Annotated in this window: 20 protein-coding genes and 1 pseudogene; 15 read left to right on the top strand and 6 right to left on the bottom strand. The window is 42.8% G+C overall.

What is annotated here, in order from left to right; translation table 11 throughout:
- Positions 1 to 210: 210 nt before the first annotated feature.
- The 12 genes and pseudogenes from ACXAH1_RS20810 (at position 211) to ACXAH1_RS20755 (ending at position 8329) form a co-directional block, all read left to right on the top strand.
- Positions 211 to 486: a hypothetical protein gene (locus tag ACXAH1_RS20810; protein WP_475199293.1), complete on the top strand. Its 276-nt coding sequence runs from the start codon at positions 211 to 213 to the stop codon at positions 484 to 486.
- Positions 487 to 825: 339 nt separating this feature from the next.
- On the top strand, positions 826 to 1206 hold the full coding sequence (locus ACXAH1_RS20805) for a hypothetical protein (protein ID WP_475199292.1): 381 nt from the start codon (positions 826 to 828) through the stop codon (positions 1204 to 1206).
- A gap of 44 nt (positions 1207 to 1250) precedes the next feature.
- Positions 1251 to 1352, top strand: a pseudogene (locus ACXAH1_RS20800) (transposase); the annotation flags it as partial.
- A gap of 639 nt (positions 1353 to 1991) precedes the next feature.
- Positions 1992 to 2249: a hypothetical protein gene (locus ACXAH1_RS20795; RefSeq protein ID WP_475199290.1), complete on the top strand. Its 258-nt coding sequence runs from the start codon at positions 1992 to 1994 to the stop codon at positions 2247 to 2249.
- 169 nt (positions 2250 to 2418) lie between these two features.
- Positions 2419 to 2853: a hypothetical protein gene (locus ACXAH1_RS20790; RefSeq protein ID WP_475199288.1), complete on the top strand. Its 435-nt coding sequence runs from the start codon at positions 2419 to 2421 to the stop codon at positions 2851 to 2853.
- 744 nt (positions 2854 to 3597) lie between these two features.
- Positions 3598 to 4080, top strand: coding sequence for a hypothetical protein (locus tag ACXAH1_RS20785; RefSeq protein ID WP_475199287.1), 483 nt, complete (start codon positions 3598 to 3600; stop codon positions 4078 to 4080).
- An 11-nt stretch (positions 4081 to 4091) separates the two neighbouring features.
- On the top strand, positions 4092 to 4421 hold the full coding sequence (locus tag ACXAH1_RS20780; protein WP_253046392.1) for a hypothetical protein: 330 nt from the start codon (positions 4092 to 4094) through the stop codon (positions 4419 to 4421).
- A 62-nt stretch (positions 4422 to 4483) separates the two neighbouring features.
- Entirely contained in the window at positions 4484 to 5053 is a 570-nt protein-coding gene (locus tag ACXAH1_RS20775) for a hypothetical protein (RefSeq protein ID WP_475199283.1), read from the top strand.
- Positions 5054 to 5517: 464 nt separating this feature from the next.
- Positions 5518 to 6534, top strand: a complete 1017-nt coding sequence (locus tag ACXAH1_RS20770) for a hypothetical protein (protein ID WP_475199282.1) — start codon at positions 5518 to 5520, stop codon at positions 6532 to 6534.
- A gap of 109 nt (positions 6535 to 6643) precedes the next feature.
- Complete coding sequence (locus tag ACXAH1_RS20765) at positions 6644 to 7033, top strand: hypothetical protein (protein ID WP_475199279.1); 390 nt, start codon at positions 6644 to 6646, stop codon at positions 7031 to 7033.
- 511 nt (positions 7034 to 7544) lie between these two features.
- Positions 7545 to 7931, top strand: coding sequence for a hypothetical protein (locus ACXAH1_RS20760; RefSeq protein WP_475199277.1), 387 nt, complete (start codon positions 7545 to 7547; stop codon positions 7929 to 7931).
- A gap of 131 nt (positions 7932 to 8062) precedes the next feature.
- Positions 8063 to 8329, top strand: a complete 267-nt coding sequence (locus ACXAH1_RS20755) for a GFA family protein (protein ID WP_475199275.1) — start codon at positions 8063 to 8065, stop codon at positions 8327 to 8329.
- A gap of 336 nt (positions 8330 to 8665) precedes the next feature.
- Here ACXAH1_RS20755 and ACXAH1_RS20750 read toward each other — a convergent pair whose 3' ends face one another.
- From ACXAH1_RS20750 to ACXAH1_RS20740, 3 genes are all read right to left on the bottom strand, one after another.
- Positions 8666 to 8845, bottom strand: a complete 180-nt coding sequence (locus ACXAH1_RS20750) for a hypothetical protein (protein WP_253046402.1) — start codon at positions 8843 to 8845, stop codon at positions 8666 to 8668.
- A 643-nt stretch (positions 8846 to 9488) separates the two neighbouring features.
- On the bottom strand, positions 9489 to 10475 hold the full coding sequence (locus tag ACXAH1_RS20745) for a GGDEF domain-containing protein (RefSeq protein WP_475199272.1): 987 nt from the start codon (positions 10473 to 10475) through the stop codon (positions 9489 to 9491).
- 30 nt (positions 10476 to 10505) lie between these two features.
- Positions 10506 to 11591 (bottom strand): uroporphyrinogen decarboxylase/cobalamine-independent methonine synthase family protein, encoded by a 1086-nt coding sequence (locus ACXAH1_RS20740; RefSeq protein WP_475199270.1) that lies wholly within the window; start codon positions 11589 to 11591, stop codon positions 10506 to 10508.
- A 484-nt stretch (positions 11592 to 12075) separates the two neighbouring features.
- Here ACXAH1_RS20740 and ACXAH1_RS20735 point away from each other — a divergent pair, with 484 nt between their 5' ends.
- Positions 12076 to 14580: a GH92 family glycosyl hydrolase gene (locus ACXAH1_RS20735; RefSeq protein ID WP_475199268.1), complete on the top strand. Its 2505-nt coding sequence runs from the start codon at positions 12076 to 12078 to the stop codon at positions 14578 to 14580.
- A gap of 141 nt (positions 14581 to 14721) precedes the next feature.
- On the opposite strand, the gene ACXAH1_RS20730 is transcribed toward ACXAH1_RS20735, so the two are convergent.
- The 3 genes from ACXAH1_RS20730 to ACXAH1_RS20720 all read right to left on the bottom strand — a co-directional run bounded on the left by ACXAH1_RS20730 (position 14722) and on the right by ACXAH1_RS20720 (position 18090).
- Complete coding sequence (locus ACXAH1_RS20730) at positions 14722 to 15177, bottom strand: hypothetical protein (RefSeq protein WP_475199267.1); 456 nt, start codon at positions 15175 to 15177, stop codon at positions 14722 to 14724.
- 349 nt (positions 15178 to 15526) lie between these two features.
- Entirely contained in the window at positions 15527 to 16606 is a 1080-nt protein-coding gene (locus ACXAH1_RS20725; protein WP_475199266.1) for an esterase-like activity of phytase family protein, read from the bottom strand.
- Positions 16607 to 16962: 356 nt separating this feature from the next.
- Positions 16963 to 18090: a hypothetical protein gene (locus tag ACXAH1_RS20720; protein WP_475199264.1), complete on the bottom strand. Its 1128-nt coding sequence runs from the start codon at positions 18088 to 18090 to the stop codon at positions 16963 to 16965.
- A 164-nt stretch (positions 18091 to 18254) separates the two neighbouring features.
- Here ACXAH1_RS20720 and ACXAH1_RS20715 point away from each other — a divergent pair, with 164 nt between their 5' ends.
- A complete protein-coding gene (locus ACXAH1_RS20715) occupies positions 18255 to 18938 on the top strand; it encodes a response regulator (RefSeq protein ID WP_475199263.1) in 684 nt (227 codons plus the stop codon).
- A gap of 36 nt (positions 18939 to 18974) precedes the next feature.
- Positions 18975 to 20282: an ATP-binding protein gene (locus ACXAH1_RS20710; RefSeq protein ID WP_475199260.1), complete on the top strand. Its 1308-nt coding sequence runs from the start codon at positions 18975 to 18977 to the stop codon at positions 20280 to 20282.
- Positions 20283 to 20580 lie beyond the last annotated feature (298 nt).

The raw sequence follows: 20580 nt of genomic DNA, 5'->3' as shown, positions 1-20580 counted from the left end.
AAAGAAGGCTTTAGTTGCAGCTAAAGCCTGGGTCTCACTTTACCCTAAATCGGTAAAATAAATAAATTTGATGGGTCTATTATCCATACAAGTGCTCAAGCTGACCAACTACACTTCGTTTGACTGTATGCGTGGAAGATATTCACATACAGCCAAGCACCATTCCGTGTCGGCTTAGCACGGCGTTATAAGTATCAAGGATTTTGTACTTTGCTCGAAGGATTGCTTTCAATAGTTACAGCGATAGCAGAAGCAACTTTTGCTTTGATATCAGCTTTAGTAGAATTTATAGCAGGCTTTTTTGTTGCTGCTGGTGAAACTCTTACTTTCATTGATTTAGCTTTACTGTTAATTGTTCTGCTCTTTGAAGTTATTCTTTGGTTTATCTTATGGTTGGTTGAGTTAACTGTATCTTTGTTTAAGTTTCGTAAGCCTCGTTTAGTAAACAAGCCGGTACTTTGGCGACCGAAGCCTAAGCCCAAGTAGCAGTGAGCGTACCAGCTTCCATGTTACATTTCTCGTCTTATCCATGCTTGAAGGCCTCGTTTAAGTGGGGCACTGGTGCAAGTTTAATAAATTCAAAAGTCTAGTAGCTTTACATAACGAGAGCCCATGTCTCGCTATGTGCAATGCTCGGTTTCTACAGCATCGTTTTGGCTTGAGCAGTGAGAGCAATGGTGGTAGGTTATTGTAATTATTATGATTAAAGTTTGTTCGTGGTTGAGCTTTGGGTGTTGGGTTTAACCAGTATTTACGCTAATACACTGTTATCCAATTTGCTCCTTCAAATTGAACAGATATTAAGTGAGATTGGTATTATACATTATGAAGAGTTACGAAGATATCCACGGGCATAAACAAGACTTTGAAGTATCGTATCGCTTGTACTCTCAAAGTGAAGGCGGTTTAGAATCACCTTCTCAACACATGCGCTGTGATTTTGCATATGCAGATGACGATATTGAAAAGTCTGGTATTTATATGATTCATCCTGAGTTCTTAGATAAAAATGGAAAGCCGCTTCTGGCAGAAGAGCCAATACCGTCAGAAGGCTTTGCGTCCATGTGGATACTTGTTCCCGAAATGCGTGAAAAGGTTCATGTGCAAAAATTGCAGATAGGGACAAAAGGGTACTTTATGTCAGGAAACAGACGTTTGGGTGAAGTACAAGTAACCAGATTAGTTGATTTGCTGAAAAACGTATAAAGTTGCCAACGTTAAGGTGTTATGTATATCGAGGAGGATAAATTATGCCAATGGCAAGGAAGAGACAGGCCAGCTTATCGGATACCAAATATTACCAATATATTTCTCATTGTGTGAGGCGCGCATTTTTGTATGGTAAAGACCGCTGAATGGGTAAGTCATGTGAGCATCAATGAGACTGGTTAGTATATAAGTTACGAGGACCGTCACCAAAAACAGCCAAGAAAAGTTGTTCAGTAAGGTGAACAAGATTGGGACGGATCCTGGTCGATTTATTCTGGCGCGCATGAAAGCGGTATATAGTAAGCCGAACGATATGCATAGCAGTGTTACCAGCCGTCGGTCCATACGTTTAATGTTGTGTTTTGCAGCGACAGGGCCTTCATATTTCGCCCCAGCTCCGTAAGAGAAAGTTGATTGCTATTGAGCAAAGTTTCAGTTGCCAACTCCCACGACTCAAGGCGTTGGGCATGAATTTGGTGGCATTTTTTCTGAGCATATTGTGTAGGATGGTGGTTTCTCGTATGGTGTTGTTATCTATTTGGCTTTTGACGAAATAAATGAGATAAAATAATGCCGTATGCTTCCATCACATTGATTTTAAATATAAATGTCTGTGGATTTCTTAGAGCTAAGCGTTAGGCGTCTAAGAGGGGAGTGATGAACCCAGAAGAACAAAAGCCGTTGAGCTGCCAAAGCTCGATGAATTAACTGGGATGAGAGTGCATAGCAAGTCAATGCAATCGACTGCCAATGTGTCGGATGACTGAGGTGTTATATTCTCTATGCATTTGAGCAAAGCGGATAAACTGTTAGCAGAATTAATAATTTGGCCTTACGTTGGTATGTTTGCGGGCATTGCTTCAATTATGTTTGCTGGTATGCATGGCTTGGAGCTTTACCTACCTTACACTCTCGGTTTGGGAGCATTGGCTGGTTGCACCAGAGCATTTGGTATTGGTTTTGGCTTCGTGCAGTTTGTAACTAAAGAAATTAGTGTTTTCAGAGGTTACTTCTACAGAGCGACTTTGTTTTTTATGTAAGGTTTAGCTATTTATACTGTTGTTTGGCAAAGATATATTTATTAGAAATATAACACGGCCCTCAATGTGGATACAAAACGGTTGGCTTTGTTGATACCTCACAAAAAATTAGCCAACTATTGTTAGCCGGCTACAAGGTATTAGGATTATTAGTAGAGTTCTATAGATAATGATTATTCAGAAGCACAAAACAGACATTGTCATTTTTCTTACTTTTTTGTTTTTTGTGTCACTGCAGATGCTCAATACCAACTCTTTTGGAAATACGGGAGAGTATGATTTCACAGGAGAACCTTTCTCCTGTGAGTACAAAGGCGAGGGCAAGTACGGTGGGTACAAGGGATACCTTCATAAAGGAACAGAAAAGTATTATTTGAAAAACAACTTTAGCAGTTGTAAAGCTTTCAAACACTTGGTTGAAAACAAAAAGCTTTCCGGCAGATTTTTGAAAGATAACCACTTAATTGTGGATTTGTATATTGATGACAAGCCACATTATGAGTCATCGCTGTTAAATATTATTCTATATACACTATTACTAACTTCGCTTTTATGGGTATTCTTTCGTAAGCCGATCAAATGGGTGGTTAAAAAGTATGCCTAACCAAAGTTTAAATAAGGACGCAAAACAGCAGATTGGCGCTTCTTTGTCACTAACTTTAGCCTGCTAAGTGAGGCGTTAGGGCCCTTGACAGATATGGCGAAAAATCAATTCCGATACAAATTGTAGATGCTGTTAAATCTGAAGATTGTGACGAAATCAGAAAGATATTCAGAGAAAACGAGATCAAATTGCATTCTTTACACCTTTTAGTGATTCTACGTGGCTTGGTTATGCAGTGCAAAAAGGAAAACTTAGATCCATAAAAGTGCTCATGGAATGCGGCATAGATGTAAATACGGGTGATAAACGAGAAAATATAACCTCCATCTGAGATGCAGCTAGTGGGGGGCATGAGGCACTGTTGAATTGCTACTACAAAGTGGATGTGGCCTGGACGTCCGTCTGTCAGTTCGTAACCCGCTATTTTCTGCAATCGTGGGCCGCGCTCCTGGCTGTGTTCGATGAATTCTTGATGCAGGTATTGATAATGGTGTTGTTTACAATAGCGAGATCATAAAAAACATGGGCGCTGCGGCTTTTGCTATACTGCGCGGAGAGTCTGGGGCACTAATTTAATTGCAACACATAAGTTGGGTGGCAATACAACAGAAATAATTGAGTACCTAAAAAAGTTGATGACATTGCAATTTAAAAATGCGTATTCGTAGCGCAAAAAAGCCTAATCATCGCATGATGGCGGACTCGTTTCTCAGCGGTTCTATCATCCAAAAAAGGAGTGTAAGTATGAAATACATTAAAATATATATCAGCATTTTCATGATGTTAGCTATCAGTGGTTGTGTCCATCTCGTGTCTTATTATGATTCTGTGTCTTATAAAAACCTGACTGACATGAAAGGAGAGACGAAGGTTTTTTTTCAGTCATGCCAGAAAGAGGTTGCAAAGGGAGAAGATGCACTGTCAGCGATCGATGGGTTTGTGCTCTCTAGCGCCAAAGCCTATGAGTATGAAAAAGGCAAAGGCTTAAATGACGATACTATTTCTCAATTAAAGACACTGGAGAAAACCATTGTCGAAGTTAAATCTAGATATTCCAGCAATGTATATTCTGGCTCAACTTGTGAAGCCAGAGCCGGGGGAGTAGCTCCAGATGCATCAACTGGCTGCTTAACTACCGGATATTGCATCGCAAAGTGGAAAATTCTCGAAACGGCATTCGATATTGCAATAACAACCGAACAATCCAAAATAGAAGAATTTAAATAGGAGAGTTAACCATGTCCGGTATAAGTGAATTTCTAGATACATTGCTTGATGAAACAGTTGACTTTGCAAGAGATGAACTTAAGGTGCTCGTAAAAGAGGCCAAAAATGACAATAGAGTTTTCATTAAGCATATGGGCGATCTTACTGAAGAATTTATTAAGTTACGTGCCCTTGGCCAGTTGACCAATGACGAGTTTGAAGAGTTAATGGAGGATGTTGTTGACTTAAACAAAATGCAATTTCATAAGCTTTCTGTCCAGGCCAAAGCTAGAGCTGAGCGAGTAGCAAATGGGATCAGAGATTTAGTCATCAATAGTTTGTTGAGTTTAATAAAAGCCTGACAAATTTGTTGCACTCGAACACAAACTACAATGAACAATGCGTTAAAAGGGGGCTTCGGCTCATGGATAGGAAAATAATATTGGCAGCTTTATCGGCTTTGCTGATTTCAGCTTGTAATTCCACACCTAAAAGTAGTGTCACAAATTATGAGGCTGATGGAAGTTTGGGATCCACGAGACCAGCTAAATGTGTTTCAGTGGCCGAGCTATCGAACACGCAGAACCCTGTTGATATATTTACAGGACTTAATATTTGCTTGACCGAAAAAAACTATTCTAATGCAGCTGAGCTATATTTTGCTGGCATGTCTTATGGCTTTTTTGATACAAAACGTGTTTCAGATAAAACGGCACATCAAGCGATTAGTGTGCTGCGTATGAATTTGTTTGGTGCGCAATCACAAGGTAATATTGATAAGTTTCAAATGGCTCTTACAAAATTAAGTTCTGATAATATTGAGATTTGTCAAAGCCTAACTGATCTAGGTGCACCGGCATATAAACCAACTTATATGATTCAGCATGGGATCGGAGCCTTCACAGGCCAAAGTACTAACGATGGTTTGGTTGAAAGCTTTGATGCAGTAGCGGCTTGGAAAGATACGTTATCAACAATCGCCAAGTGTGGTTAAAGCTAACAAATCAATTATGATCGCCAAAAAAATGGGTTGGGACGCGTAAATAATAAGGTCCCATATTGAAGCTTATATGACGTAGAGATATGAAGAAATACTGGAGAGGGTTAGCAGTAGTCAAAGAAAATCCTGGTTTTATGATTTCTCATTCCAGTTTTCCTACTTGGAATAGGTCATAAAAATGAAGTGTATATTTTAAACAAAACAATCATTCAATTAATATAGGTAGTCACATCGTGCAAGTATTGTTGGCAATCATAGCACTGTAAATTACTTAAGATTATAAAAAGCGCTAAACAGTGCGTAAAGTGTTCAATTGGGTTTTAGGTGCGTGGGTTTCTATTTCCATGGAAAAGCTGCTATATAAGGAGGATTTACTGTTTCTCTATTAAGCATAACGGACAGAATAAATACAGATAATTTTATCCACTAACCATGCGTTATACTGCTAAAAGGATATTATGAAACCGAGTATTAAAAGAAAAGTACCACTGGCGTTTTTAACCATTGTATCGATTTGGTGGTGGTTTTACTATTCATCGTTTAATGCGCTTAATGCATATGGGAACGCGAATTATGAGTGGCTGTTTATGCTCGATACACTCCTGGTGCTTCCCGTCTTATGTTTCTTATGCGAATCAGATAAACAAAAAGCTCTTTTAAAAGCGGCTGTGCTATGTTGCACCTCGGTGTTCATAGGAAGCTTGATCATTCCGGAACATAATAAAGTAATTTTCCATTTTCTCGAAAGTGGCCGTTATTTTGTTTTATCCATAATTCTTGTTCTCGAGCTGTCAGCTTTTATAACTGTGTGTTTAGCCGTTCGCGCTTTGCTCGCAAGACAAGAAGACCCAGATTTAGCTGTGGCGAATCCTATCGAGAAAATCTTTGGTTCCTCTTTTTTCAGCTCAACATTAGCACTTGAAGGACGCGTCTGGAGCTTTGCACTTTTTGCTTCACGGATACGAAGTAGTGCTTATAAAGGCAAACAACATTTTTATTATGATAAAAAAGATGGCGCTCAAAGTAACCTTTTGGGCTTTATCCTTCTTATTGTTATCGAAATTCCACTTGTACACCTACTTCTGCACTTTTTATGGTCCAGCACTGCTGCAAATATCACAACAGGACTTACGTTGTTCGGGTTAGTCTTTTTCTTTGCGGAATACAAAGCTGTTGGCAAGCGCCCCATTTCAATTTATGGAAATAATTTAATCATTCGTTACGGTCTGTATGCGCCTTTCACAATTCCGCTTGATAATATATCAGAAATACGCCTAAACAATTGTTATGTTAAACGTTCAAGTAACGTCAAACGATTCAACTATTCTGGTGTTCCAAATGTTGTAATCAAACTCAGTTCACCTATCAATGGAAAAAATATAGTGTATTTGGGTGTAAACGTGCCAGAAACTTTTATCAACACTTTAAAAGATGAAAAAGCTCGGCATAACAAGGTCCTAAAGTTGGGTTCGTAACTGTTGGATAGGTTTCTCGGGAGCGCCCGTATATGGCTTGTAAACTCTTCTCATTGCTCTCTAGCGTGCAAGTTATTCTTTCAATGGGTTTAAGTGAATGAGAGGGAACATGGAGCCTAAAAAAGAAGAGCAAAAAGTTGCACTTGTGATCAGCAAGGCTACGGTTTTATGTATTTTATATTTTGCAGTTTATTTCTCTTGTGAGAAAGTTACCGTCTACTTTTATGATAGCCTTAATCATTATTTTTTCTTTATGATGTGCCTTTTTAAGCTAACTCTTTTATACAATATTATTGTAGAACCTTTATTTTTTAGAGAGAAGAATAAAATCTATTCACTTGCATTGTATTTATATGGAGGGGGAGGTTGTGCATTTCTTTATGGTTATTACTTAAGAGGAAACTTTGATGTTTCAACTGAAATGGGTGCGTTTTTTTACTATTCAACGTATTTAGCTTTGACATTTATCATTGAAATAAAAGAAGAAAAATTAACATGAAGGGCTAGTTTGGACTGCAGGAAACCGGCCTATTTGGCTGTGGTATTATATCTAAGTACATCCCTTGTAGTGGATTTTGCCATGCCTGGGTATCTATTAAGCCGATAAAGCGGTAGATAGAGTGGGGCAGCAGCTGGCGATGATTCCTTCAACAAGTTACGAGGACAGTCACCTAAAGCAGCCAAGAAAAGCTGCTCAGTATGGTACACAAGTTTGATGCGGAGCCTGGTCGAGCTATTCAGGCGTGTATAAAAGCAGTAATTAGAAAGCGAACGCTATGCATAGTGGTGTTACATATATCTAATGTTGTGCTTGGCAGCGACAGGGGGTTATGTTGCGACCCAACTCACTAAGAGACAGTTGATTGCTATCGTGCATGCACGGTGTTGTTATCAAAATATTTTTTTGAAATAAATTTAGTATAAGAATGCATGCGTGTCCATCACATTGAGTTTAAATATGAATCTCAGGGGAGCCTTCAGATCGGGGCACTATTGTTTCAGGAGGCAGTGTGTTTAGTACATTACTACTCGTAGCAGGTGTCCAGTTTGGGGTAGCTAAAGCATGCAATGATCCTGACATTGAATTGCTAGATGAACCTATCAGTACTGTTGAACCAATTCAGGAAAAAGGCCGTATTTTTGAGCCCGGCACAATACTGTTTAACTCTTCACTACCGTCTGCTTGTTCAGTCATAAATACAGAAGGCACCGTGGAGTTTGACGTATCTGATGCAGGTAAAGTAATAAACCTGAAAATATTGAGTATCAACCCGCCCAGAATACACTCTCGGGTAATAGTCAGAGGTCTTAAAAAAGCAACGGTCTTAAGCAAAGCCTATGGTACTGTCGGTAATAAAGTGCATGTTAAATACATTCAGTTTAAAAATAAAACATAATGAGAAAACAGCGCTACTCTTCTTCATTGACAGATGATTCAAGCCTAATGCTAATCTATTTCAACTCGTATAGTAGGGAATATTGTTAGAGCGAAAAACATATAGGCCATGCCTTTGAGATGAAGTAAACTTTGAAGCAGAGCGAATTTGAAAGTTTTTTCCTGTACCATTGTCAACATTGTCGAAAAGACATAGTTTCGGCTCATGCATCTAACTTGTTTTCGGTTGGTGCCTCACTAACGTGGATTTCAGGCGAAAACAATGTGATAACTTTTAGCCTGCCATCAACAAGGCATGTGAAGCGTTTTTGTTCGAACTATGGTTCTGCTTTTCTAAATGTGCAAATAGCTGAGAAATTTTTGGCTGTTCCTGCTGGCAGTATTGAACCAAAATTTTAAAAAAGCCAAGCGCCCATATATTTGTTTCAATCAGGGCAGAATGGAATCAAGACTTAGGCCATATCCCCATGATAGATGGGCTGCCTGGTTAAAGTTGAATTAAGTAAACAAACTACAACAAACTAAACGCCTGCGTAAGCAAGGGGAGTATAGCGGTTTTTAAATATTTACAAGGGAGCCCTGGTGAACAGAGTAAACTTGTTTCTATTCATATTTGGACTGTCGATATATAGCAGTGCACATGCAAAACTGCACCTTTAAGAGCAATGAAAGCTTACTCCCAAAGGCGCAGGTGATTAGGCTATAAGCCTAAGCGTTATTGATAATCTGTGATGATTATCTAGGAACACAGCCGTGCCAGGTGCCATCTGTCCAGCAAATAGCAGGGTTTGTTGGCATGCATTTTGGGTAAATAGAGACTTCTGCACCACCTGCAACTTGCGGTGTTGCCTGGTTTGCAAGTTGATTGCTATTGTTCAGTGTTTTTAGATTTTTCTTTTTCAGTTGTACTTTCATTTTATATTTCCTTATTCTGGATACATTATTGGTAATCTATAGATTGAGCCCTGTTCGCAGCACACGCGTTAACATGTGCTTAATAAAAATCAGTGCTTGGCTTTACCCTACCTAATTTGTGTAATAATTTAAAGCCGTTTTTTTGAGCAATCGAGTTCACCTGATGTAAGTGCTGATACTATGGGTAACCATCATGATCACAACTAAACTATATAAACTTTTCCAAATATGTATATTGGGCGGTAATAAGTGGCTTTTGGAGTGAGTAATTAAGGAAGTAGCATGTTAGCACTAGTTCGGGTTCTGGGTTGGACTAACTTTACCGTTTTGGTATTTAGCCTCATGACTGCAAAGGGAGCTGGCTTTTTTCCAGTCGCATTTGTTTATCTGTCTTTTACGGTATGCTGCTTAGGCATGGTGATATACCATTGCTTTTTTGACAGACTGTTCAATACATCGAAAAAAAAAGAGGCCATTATTTACTTTGTGCCTTATCGACTGGGCATTATCATTTTCGTAATTGTCTATGTAATAATGGGCACTGTTATGTTGTATGACCGACTCTTTTGACATCATCAGTTTGCGCCCAAATAGGGCCAGGGGCGTCTTGGTGTAAAGGAATGACACTCGCTTGTTCAGCGATTCAACATATCATCCGCACACAATTTCGGCCCGTTTTTTTTGCCTCATAGAGTGCCATATCGATACGCTTTAACATCTCTGGCAGCTCCTGAGCACTGCGTAAACAACTTACGCCAAAACTAGCTGTAATTGTGTGCTCACAAGATAACTGAATGTGCTCTATAGCCCGACGAATGCGTTCGGCAACCACCTCAGCGTCATTTGGGGCTGTATTGGGGCACAGAATAAGAAATTCCTCACCGCCCCAGCGAGACGCGATATCGCTTAATCGCAGGCTGTTTTGAATTGCCTCAGATACACGGACCAGTACTTCGTCACCAATATGATGCCCAAACCGATCATTGACTTGTTTAAAGTTGTCTAAATCCAGAAGGATGCAGCTAAGAGAGAGGCCGTTATCCATACAGATAGCGGACTCTTCAGTGAGTGCCTGATTCATTTTTCTTCTGTTATACAGGCAGGTAAGATCATCTTTATTTGACAGTATTTCTAACTGTGCTGCTCTTTCTTTGTCCTGTGTGATGTCCTGCACCAGGCCAATTGAATCTAGAGGCTGTCCTATGCCATTTAGGTGAGTTTCGCAGTGGTGACGTACATGAATAAGCGATCCGCTTGAGCGGGTAATAGTGTGTTCAAAATTCATTGCACCACCGCCCATGAACACATCCTGTAGTGACTGTTTCAGCCCCAGTTCGCCATGTGGGTCTAATGCAGTGATAAACGCACTCCACTGCATGCTTTTTCTAATGGGTATGTCCAACATGGTGCTGAGTTTTTCGCTCAGCTTTACGTCATAGGTTAGGTGGTTCAGGCGCCATGTCCCCACGTTTGCGAGTTTTTGAATATCAACGAGCGCTTTTTTGTCGTATTCGCTGTCACGCAGAATTTGTTGTAGACGGTTGTTTTCTAACTCCAACGCCAGTATCTCATCTTCCAGTCTGGTGATGGCCTTTTCATCATCTGATGTATGTGGCGGTACTGAACTCATATCCGAACCATAGATTTATTTGGGTGATTGCTACGTCTTTTTATTGAGCAGCTCTTCGGCTAGCTTTGTCCCAACAAGGCGGGACCTTATTTTATTGTAGACTAACTCTCTGGTGGTGGAGCTGTCATCTGCAAATGGCGAAAAGCCACAATCGTCGCAGGTACCAAGCTGCGAAATGGGAATAAACTCAGTGGCGAGTAACACCAAGTCCCTGACCGATTCGGGGCTTTCTAACTCAGTACTATTTGGGTTGATCACGCCAATAAAAACGCGCTGGAAGGGCTTAAGGATGCGACTTATGAGCTTAAGCGTTTTCTTGGGGTTTGCTTCCCCCCTGAGTGCGACGTAAAAATTACCAGCATTTATTTCAAACAGAGTAGGTAACAGATATTTATAGTCGATGTCGGCACTGTGTGTTGAGTCAATGTCGGCACCAGGGCAGGTATGAATACCGATACGTTGCCTTTCTTCGTCACTAAAGTGAGACAGGCATTTGTTGATAAGCTCGACAAAAGACTTGAGCGTTTGGCCAGATGGATCCAGCTTTAACGAAAGTCGTGCCTCGGTAAAATCGAGCTGCACTTTATGTGCACCCAGATCAAGGCAGCGCCTTACTTCGCCGACGTGCTCGTTGACAAGATCGGCCACAAAGCGCTGATGATCGTAGTCTTCAATCCCTTGAGGTGGATACACTAGGCTCAGCATAGAAGGAGAGATAACCGCCTGCTTGACTGGTACATTTGCATGTCTGAGCGCAAAAGCAAGAAATTCGTCGGCGGTGTGTTCATAGCGAAATGGTGCTACCTTAAGGTGCGGTGCAAACACTCGGGTGTGACCGTCATTAAAATCAACCAATAAGCCCTGGTCAGAATAGCTGGGAGAGTTATGCAGACAATAATGCGCGAAGCCATCAAACTTTCGCTGCTCACCATCACTTATGACCTCACAGCCCAGGCTTTCTAATTCACGGATCACCTGGCACGTTTCACGTTCTGCAATGTCGTTCAGGTGTGCGTAGTTAATTTTTCCCTGTTTGTAGTCTTTATAAGCGTCTATTAGACATGGGTTTCTGGGAATAGAGCCTATTTGTTCACTAGGAATGCGGATCCCTGACATAGCAATCTACCTTATTGTGTTGTTTGTTTTCAGCAATACCAACTGATTGAACGCGTGTAGCTAAGGCTCGTGCTAATAGCGTGTTAGTATTGGCTAAATGATAAGCACTTAGCTGAGTATAGGTCGATATGAACCTAAGAGCACTGTATTTGCAAGGCAAGTTAATGAATAAATTGTCTAGGTGCATTTTAAATGCAGGCTGCAGAACAAGCTGGTAATGAGAAGGTGTTGCGCCCAAACCAGAAATACGCCTCCAATATGCAATTCACAGGCTCACCCAATGTTATGCATTGGGCGTGAGACAAACAGTCTGAATGTATTTTTCAAATCTTATTGGGCTGCTTTCAAAGTGCAGGTTATCGCTTATAACCTTCAAACCAGCGCATTAAATTTGTGCAAATACCTAAAATAGTGGCACTGTGCCCGCAAATTAATCAATATCAAAAACAAAAATTGGAACGATCCATTTTAGTGGGAATCAGTCATGAATCAAAATAAACCAGCCAGGCATCTGGCCCTAGCAGCTCTTGCATCGGCTATTTTGGTAGCCTGTGGTCAAGCGCCCAACACAGCTGACAAAAATGCAATACAGAACGTAAACATGCAATCAAATTATGTGTCCGATGTGGTGTCGTATGTCGATCCTTTGATAGGAACTAAGGGCCCGTTCAATCACAGACAGGCCGGCAATGTTTCTCCTGGCGCTTTGGTGCCATTCGGTATGTTTAACTTTGGTCCTGAGCATGCCTACACCGAAGACTTGCTGGCGGAGTCGGAAGGGATCGCAAAGAAGATTCTGGAAGAAAAGAAGCGTGTGCCCGTTTCTCCCGGTGGCTATAACTATCAGGCAAGTCGTGTAAAAGGGTTCTCCTTTACTCGTTTATCTGGTACCGGGTGTCTGGGTGCATCCGGCGATATTCCCGTTATGCCTTTCACCAAAGATGTGACTTTTTCTCCCGCGACTGATCCGATTAACGCGTACTATAGTGCCGGCTTTACTCATGAAAATGAAACGGCGACGCCAGGTTATTATCAGGTTGGGCTGGATAATGGAGTGAACGTAGAGCTTGCCGCGACAACCCGTACAGGTATCGCGAATTTTACGTTTGAGGAGGCCGACAACGCCAAACTGCTATTCAGAACGGCTTATTCCCAGCTCGGCAGTGGCGACGCTTATGTAAAGGTTAACGCCAGCAAGGGCGAAATTACCGGGTATGTCACTTCTGGAAACTTTTGTGGTTATCTGGGGGAGTATAATCGCAGAGATTATTACACCCTCCACTTTGTTGCCAAGCTGGATAAACCTATTTCAGGCTCTGGTGCGTGGAAAGACGCGGAGGTTTTTGCCGGGCAGAATTCCTCACAAGGAGGGATGGGGTACGGTGAAAATGGCTGGCCGGATATAGGGAAAGGGTCGGGGGTCTGGGTCGATCTCGATATAAACTCGGGAGAAACGGTACAGATGCGTGTCGGCATTTCATACGTGAGCCTGGATAATGCACGAGAAAACCTGCAAAAAGAGCAGTCAGAACAGAGTTTTGCTCAAGTACGTCAAAATGCGCAAAACGCGTGGGAAGAGGAGCTCTCCAAGGTGAGTGTTGAGTCTGACGACACCAGCAAGCTGAGTGTGTTTTACACGGCCCTATATCACAGCTTGTATCATCCCAATGTTTTTTCAGACGTAAACGGCCAGTACATGGGGTTTGATCAGCAGGTGCACGCCGTCCAGGAGACCCAAACTCAGCAATATGCCAATTTTTCCGGGTGGGACGTCTATCGCTCTCAATTACAGTTGGTGACTTTGTTAGACAAAAAGCGTGGCAGTGATATCGCTCAGTCGCTATTTAATCAGGCAAATCAGTTTAACGGTATATGGGATCGCTGGACCCACAACGCCGGACCAACGGGCGTGATGAGTGGCGACCCATCGACTATTGCGATTGCCAATTTTGTGGCATTTGGAGCGAATGACTTTGATGTCGCCGGAGCATATGACTCTCTATACAAAGCCGCGACCGAACCGACTGAGTTTGACTTATCTGATGTTGGTTGTCCGGTATTTTGTCGTGGTCAAAAGCCTTCCTTAGATCAGTGGCAACAATTAGGCTATATATCGGATCAATCAAACAGCTGGGAAGGGGCTTCGGAAACGCTTGAGCAAGCATCCAGCTACTTTTCTTTGTCTCAACTCGCAGCACGTTTGGGTAAGCACCAGGATGCATCTCGTTTCGTAAACGAAGCTGGCTTTTGGCGCAATATTTACAACCCGGCCGCAACCGAATCACTGGGCTATATCCAGGGGCGCAATAAAGACGGCAGCTGGAAAGGAGACTTTGATCCTTTCTCGGGTCATTTGTTTGTCGAGGGCAGTCCGGCTCAATACCTGTGGATGATCCCGCACGATGGTGCAGGGCTTGCGAAAGTATTGGGCGGTGAACAGGCTATGAGCCAGCGGCTTGATAGTCACTTCCGCAAGCCTGACGGTACCTGGGTACTGTATCGCGATTCAGCTGAGTTCTCCGATGTTTCAAACCAACCATCGATCTTGTCTCCCTGGATGTATCTGCATACTGGCGAGGCATACAAAACACAGCAGACGGTACGTCAAACAATGAAGGATCTTTGGCTGGATACACCTGATGGCATTCCCGGGCAGGATGATCTTGGCCAGATGTCTTCCTGGTACGTATTCAGCAGCCTGGGGTTATACCCTAAGTATCCGGGCCGCGCAGATCTGGTATTGTCCAGCCCACAGTTTAAAAAGGCGAGGATAGGCAATTTAACACTGAACGCGCCGCAGGCTTCGGATGAGCATATTTACATTGAAGCTTTGAAAGTAAACGGAAAAACGACGTTGAATAGCTGGATTGATGAGTCTTACATCAACACGCCTGTGACACTGGACTTTACTTTGAGTGATACGCCAAACAAAGCATTCGGACAGGCACCTGACAACAGACCGCCAAGTTATGCGCCTTCTATTCGATAAGGACGCAATGGTTGGGAATAGCGACGCAAGGCTCATCCTTTCAGGATGTTTAATATAGTGTCAAAAAAACCCCCGCTGTTAGCAGTGGGGCTTTTTTATACTCAAGGTCAATACCTCAGATCAGCTTTGTAACTGAGGGTATTAGTCGATTAATTGCTCGGATGAAAAAGCCGCTTCAGGTACATCGACGTTGAATGACTTCAAGATTGGGCCTGAGCCGTGCCAGTAAGAACCATAAGCGCAGCTGTTCAGGTTTTCCCATGTTCCGTCCTTATATAAGACTCTGGTTGCGCAAGCTTCTGCACTGCCACTGGGCGATGAAGAGTAGTTACTAAAGCGGCAATATTGCCCATTTCTGCAATCCCAACGGCCGCTATGCTGGCTATGGTAAGTCCAGCTGACTTCTGCCACGGGTTTACTGGTATTGAGTCGAAAAACAACGGAAGAAGCCGTTGATGTTGTGGGGCTGGCACATACCGGGCTGCTCCATTCCTGAGGCGTTGGTGTTCCGCTAATAACACATTCTACGGTCGCGGCCTGGCTTGACAGACTTGTGACACCCAGACCCAAAGCGGCGAGTAACAGATAAGCTTTCATAATAATTTCCTTTTAGTGTTTTTTGTTTACTTCGTTCACATATAAATTACACCAAGGTGGAAGTAAGTCAAGCCTATAGGTACACCCAGAGAAGCGATTGCAAAGTGGTCTAAGCAGCAAACTGATTGGCCAGGTTCAGTGTTTCATGACGTTTGAGTCGCTCAGCCGTCAGACTATGCTTAGCTTTTTGGGCTGAGTCACATTTTCTTCTTCAGATAGGAGCTGCACACCAGCCAGTGAAGCTGAGCTCAGGTCTAATTCATTTATCGTACCTGCCGTAGCGCTCAGCACTGGTGTGTATAAAGTTCGAACAAGGCTCGCAAAATAAAATGGCGCTCACCTAATGGGCTTAACGTAGCGGTTGCAGGGTATCAACCTCAAACAATAAAATTTGACTTAGCTGCTTCCCATGCACGTTAAAATTATCATCAGATACCATGAGTAAGCTTCGGTTGCCATTGTCTAGCACTGGCCCAAAGGTCATGCCTTCAAGGTTATCAATGTGTTTGGAGTGCAGTTGATGTTTGATGGTGGCCATATCCAGCAATAAAGTCTTGCTGGCAGGGCGCAAAGTTTGGTTTTTTAATGATGTCATTCGACTGGTGTCAGTTGTGCCTTTTATATCTACAAGGTAGATGCTGACATCATTGCCACCGTCCGCTATGCCTGAAGTATATGAACGTTCCATTGTTAAAAACTGGTGCTCATTAACCTGTAATATCTCAACCAAACCCGTGGTGCGAAATGCATCGGGTTTTGCTTCGGGGCGGTTGACCATGGGCTCAAGATAATAAGCAAACTGCTTTTGCATTTTTTTCGAGGCAAAATCAAAGTAGGAGATACGAACCATGCTGCCTTGCTCAATGGTGGATTCTTCACCGTCTTGTTTCAATGCACCTTCTGCAGACACCCATATTCCCTGACCTGAATGCGCAACCGTTAAGCCTTCAAATACCGCGTTGTGCCTTGGCCCGGAACTTTTGGTGATATCGAACATTGCGGGCAGCTCGAAATTTACCTGGCCTTGCTGTGTTTGCATAAAAATTGCGGGGGCGTGTTTGTATTTTATACTTCCTTCGCTGGTCCAGATAATATCGCCGCTGCCAGGAGCAACGCGTAAACTTTCAGGATCAACAACCCCTGAATGTGTTTTTTTATCAACCAGAGGTAAAGACTTTTCGAATTGAACCTGCTCAATCTTCTTGCCGTTAATACTGATATTTGCCTGAAAATATCGCGGTTTTTTAGAGTCATCTGCTATCAGCAAATATTTGCCGTTGGTGTACTCAATGCTTGACAAGCCACCGACCTTATCGCCATCGATCCGCAAGTCAGCAGGAACAATCACCTCGTCAAGATACTTTAGCTGCATATCAGCTGAATGTGCAAAAGCTGGAGCCAGCATGGCCAGAAATACATAACTGCGCATAACATCATTACTACAAAAAAACAGAACCAAGCAATATACGTGGCTAATATGAACTTTGCATCACAAAAGGGATAAAAAAGCAGGAAGATGTGATTGTTTTGTTCATCTGCCGGCCAAATTGTGTATGTAAGCTAGCTCTGAGAGTGTTGAAGCTTTTCTGGGTGCTTTTACACAGCATGAAGCGGCGCTGATGGGGGATGTTGTAAAGCACATGACTGTGCAACTCAGACATAGATGGTAACTAAAACGGTAGTTGTATACCTTTGTCAGGCCAGTTGTGTGCCATAAGAGTAATGATACTCACATGGCACAGCTACTCGATGAATCAAGCAAGTGGTAGGGTATTTACCTGAGGCTTACTCAATAACGGTAATAAAGTTATATTTGTCAGAATCAGCCTGGGTTATCCAGTGCTCGCCGTTAAATGGCGCTGACTTGAGAGTAAAAATATAAAAGTCGATACCCTGCTGGCCCAGCACCTTGTCAAAATAGGTCGCTTGCTTACGGTGACTTACATCAGTATAGGGAATGTCTAAAGCCGTTTTTTCACCGTTTCCCCAACTGTGTACGCCAATTTGTTTGTTGCTTTCGATTGCTATTGTGTCACTCGCTTTTTGTAAAATACGCGGATTACCCGCCGCAAAAAGGTCGGTGCCACCTGAAAAAACGGAACCTGTTCGGGTTACATGGGTTGCCATTTTATTATCTTTGATAAGCAGCCCTGTATACATATTAATGTCGTCGTCTGCACTGCCGCCAATGTGGGTTGAAAATGCCAGGGTCATTTCGGAACCTTCAAAGCGGCTCGTAATGTCTTTCATTTGCAAGTATGTTGTCACGCCGAGTGTTGCGTTAATACGCTCTTTACTGCCATCCTTGTTAAGTATTTCACGAAAGAACTCGTTGAATGCAAAAGTGGTGTTGATTGTGACTTTGTTGTCTTTATTGCTAGCTGTCAGCACGGTGTTACCAATGCTGCTTATGTGTTTGAGTGCGTCAGTCTGGAATTCGACTTGAATGTCAGATTTTCTGTTTTGAGTCGTAGATTGAATCACCGTGCTGTTATCAGAGCTTGTACGAGTAGATTCGCCACATTTAAAAATATCTGTAATGACAGATGGCTGGTAAATCAAACAGTCACCGTCGTCAGCATTACTTAACCACAAGTCTACTGTACTAGCATCTGAACTCTGAAGTTTGATCACCCATTGTCCTTCATCTAACTCTTCAGCGTACTGAACCTGATTGTAAGACTTACCTTCGAAGCTCATTTTAACAGAATTCAGTATCTGGTTACGTTCAGTGAGCAGAGCCTCCAGCTCAGTATTTGAAAAGGTATGATCTGCTGCTGGTCGTTCTACTTTTGTAGGTGTGACAGATTTGGTTGGTGTAGTCTTTTGACCGGTCGATTTTGATGAGCCCGAATTACACCCTGATACAGAGGCTACACAGGCTGCAACGAGCAATAATTTAAAGGTTTTCATAGTGATATCTCCACGCAAAAATTTTGTTGAGTGCATGGTAACCGAGTGTGAAGGCGGCTTCAGTCATCAAGATGTACAGGAATGTATTTCGGGCTCTGACAAAGCGCGGGTATACTATTGCCATTAGTAGAATATAAAAATTGGTGACCATGACCCGGCAACATATGCTAATCATCGAAGATGACGAGAAACTTCGAAGACTACTTAGTGAATACTTTATCAATCAGGGGTTTGACGTCACGACTTTAGAAGACGGCAGCCATGCAGTCAGCACTATGTGTGATACACAACCGGACATAGTACTACTCGACTTAATGTTGCCTGTCACCGACGGGCTGACAATATGCAGACAAAGCCGTAATCAGTTTCGGGGTAAGATTTTAATCCTGACAGCAAGTAATGATGACTTTGACCATGTTGCAGGTTTGGAGATTGGCGCTGATGACTATGTGATGAAACCAATTAAACCAAGAGTACTGCTTGCACGTGTTCGTTCCTTGCTTCGCCGACCGAGCCACGAAATGGAGGCGGACCCGGAGGTTATGCAGCTGGGTTTGCTCAGGCTTGAAAATAAGTACAAGCGTTGCGAACTGGACGGCGAGGTTATTCAACTAACCGACAGTGAATTTGATCTACTGTGGATATTAGCCAGTCATCCAGACCAAGTGATGTCACGGGATGAGCTGACCAGAGCACTACGTGGTATTGAGTATGATGGCATCGATCGGACGGTAGACAATAAAGTCGTGCGCTTACGCAAGCTGCTCAATGACAGTCAGGAGGCATCAAAGCGGATCCTGACTATAAGAGGCAAAGGCTACTTGTTTGCCAGTACTGCGTGGTCGTAGTAAATATCTGATTAACCCGAGACAAGCTGGGAAATAATGAAACGCATCTTTGTTGAATCACTGGCTATTCTGTTTGCCTGCTTTATCGGGGCACTGGTTGCTTATGAAATTCTTGTTTACGAACTGGCAGTAGACTATGAGTTTGTACTGGAAGATGACGAGGCACTGGCACATCAACAGCTGCTACAGAATATTGCCGATCATCAGGGGGGCGCGTCTGCATTGGCAGCAATGAAGCAGTATGCACAGCAGTCTCATTTGCTTTTACAGTCACATGAGAGACCAACCGCAATTGTCTCTGAGTTCTTCAATGAGAATTCATCGCAGTATATTTATTTTGATGAAGACCGTACCTTGTGGTTTCGTCTGGCTGGAAATACAGCCATATTCAGTTATGTGCCTGACCACAGTAGTCTTGTCAGGCAGAAAATTGATTTGGAAGAGGACCTGGCATGGATCTTTATGCTTGGCAGTTTCGTTCTCTTTAATCTGGTGAATATTTGGTTGATTTTACGTCGTGTCAGAATGTTGGAAAATACAACACGACGCTTTGCCCGGGGAGATTTGTCGTGCAGGGCAGAGTTATCCAGTTCCAACAGGTTAGGCTCGCTCAATCAGTCATTTAACGACATGGCTGACCGCATTGCACAGTTAATTGAAAGCAATCGAGCACTGACAAATGCGATTGCCCATGAGCTTCGTACACCGATATTTCGGGTCCAGTGGCAGGCTGAACTATTGCAAGAAACGAAACTGGATGAATCACAAGCGGCGACGGTTGACAGCATCATTGAAGACTCGGAGGAAATGGAGCAGATGGTCGACGAGCTTCTGCATTATACCAGAATGGAAAGCGATCATGGTGCACTGTCGCCGGAACCAATTGAATTGGCTGCATTATTACATGACGGTAAAAAACGGTGGCAAAAAGATAAGCCGTGCACTGTGAACCTGACAATCCAAATTACCCCAGACAGCCTTATTGTTGTGGCTGACAAACGATTACTCATGCGGGCGCTCGACAACCTCGTACGCAATGCTTTTAAATATGCTGATAACGAAGTGCGTTTGGTATGTTATGCGCAGGCGCAATTAGTATATATCACAGTACATGATGATGGCCCCGGTGTAGCGCTCACGCATCAGGCCCATATTTTTGAGCCCTTTTATGTCGCCGATAAAGCAAGAAACAAAGCGCAAAGCGGACATGGACTGGGGTTATCAATAGTCAGAAAAATATGTGACCAGCACTTTGGTACGATAGAGGTGGGTACCAGCGAGATACTCAACGGTGCAATGTTCATATTAGCGCTACCTGCAAGCGATGATAAATCGGACAAATGAGCACTGAGCGTGAGGCGACCCCTTTCGCGCTTCTTTATGCATCTCCTCGCTTCATATGGGGTTTTTAATGGCGTTTTGGTCGTTGTCTTTACAACTGATTATTATAAACTTGCCCAGACACTTAAGCCGCATACCAGTTGAGTGGCTATTTTATCGTATAGCCGTTTCGCAACACGTTCTTATTTATACTCAACTTGTTTAAATGCGTCGTACACCGCCAGGTGTAGGGTATCTCCGTGATCCAGTTCTTCAAAATAACGAAAATGTAACTGGCTTTTGCCCTTAAGTTGAGTGGCTA

Source organism: Pseudoalteromonas sp. AWH4_217 (assembly GCF_056161105.1).
Note: the sequence above shows the minus strand (reverse complement) of the source record. Positions and strands in the feature narration are given on the sequence as shown.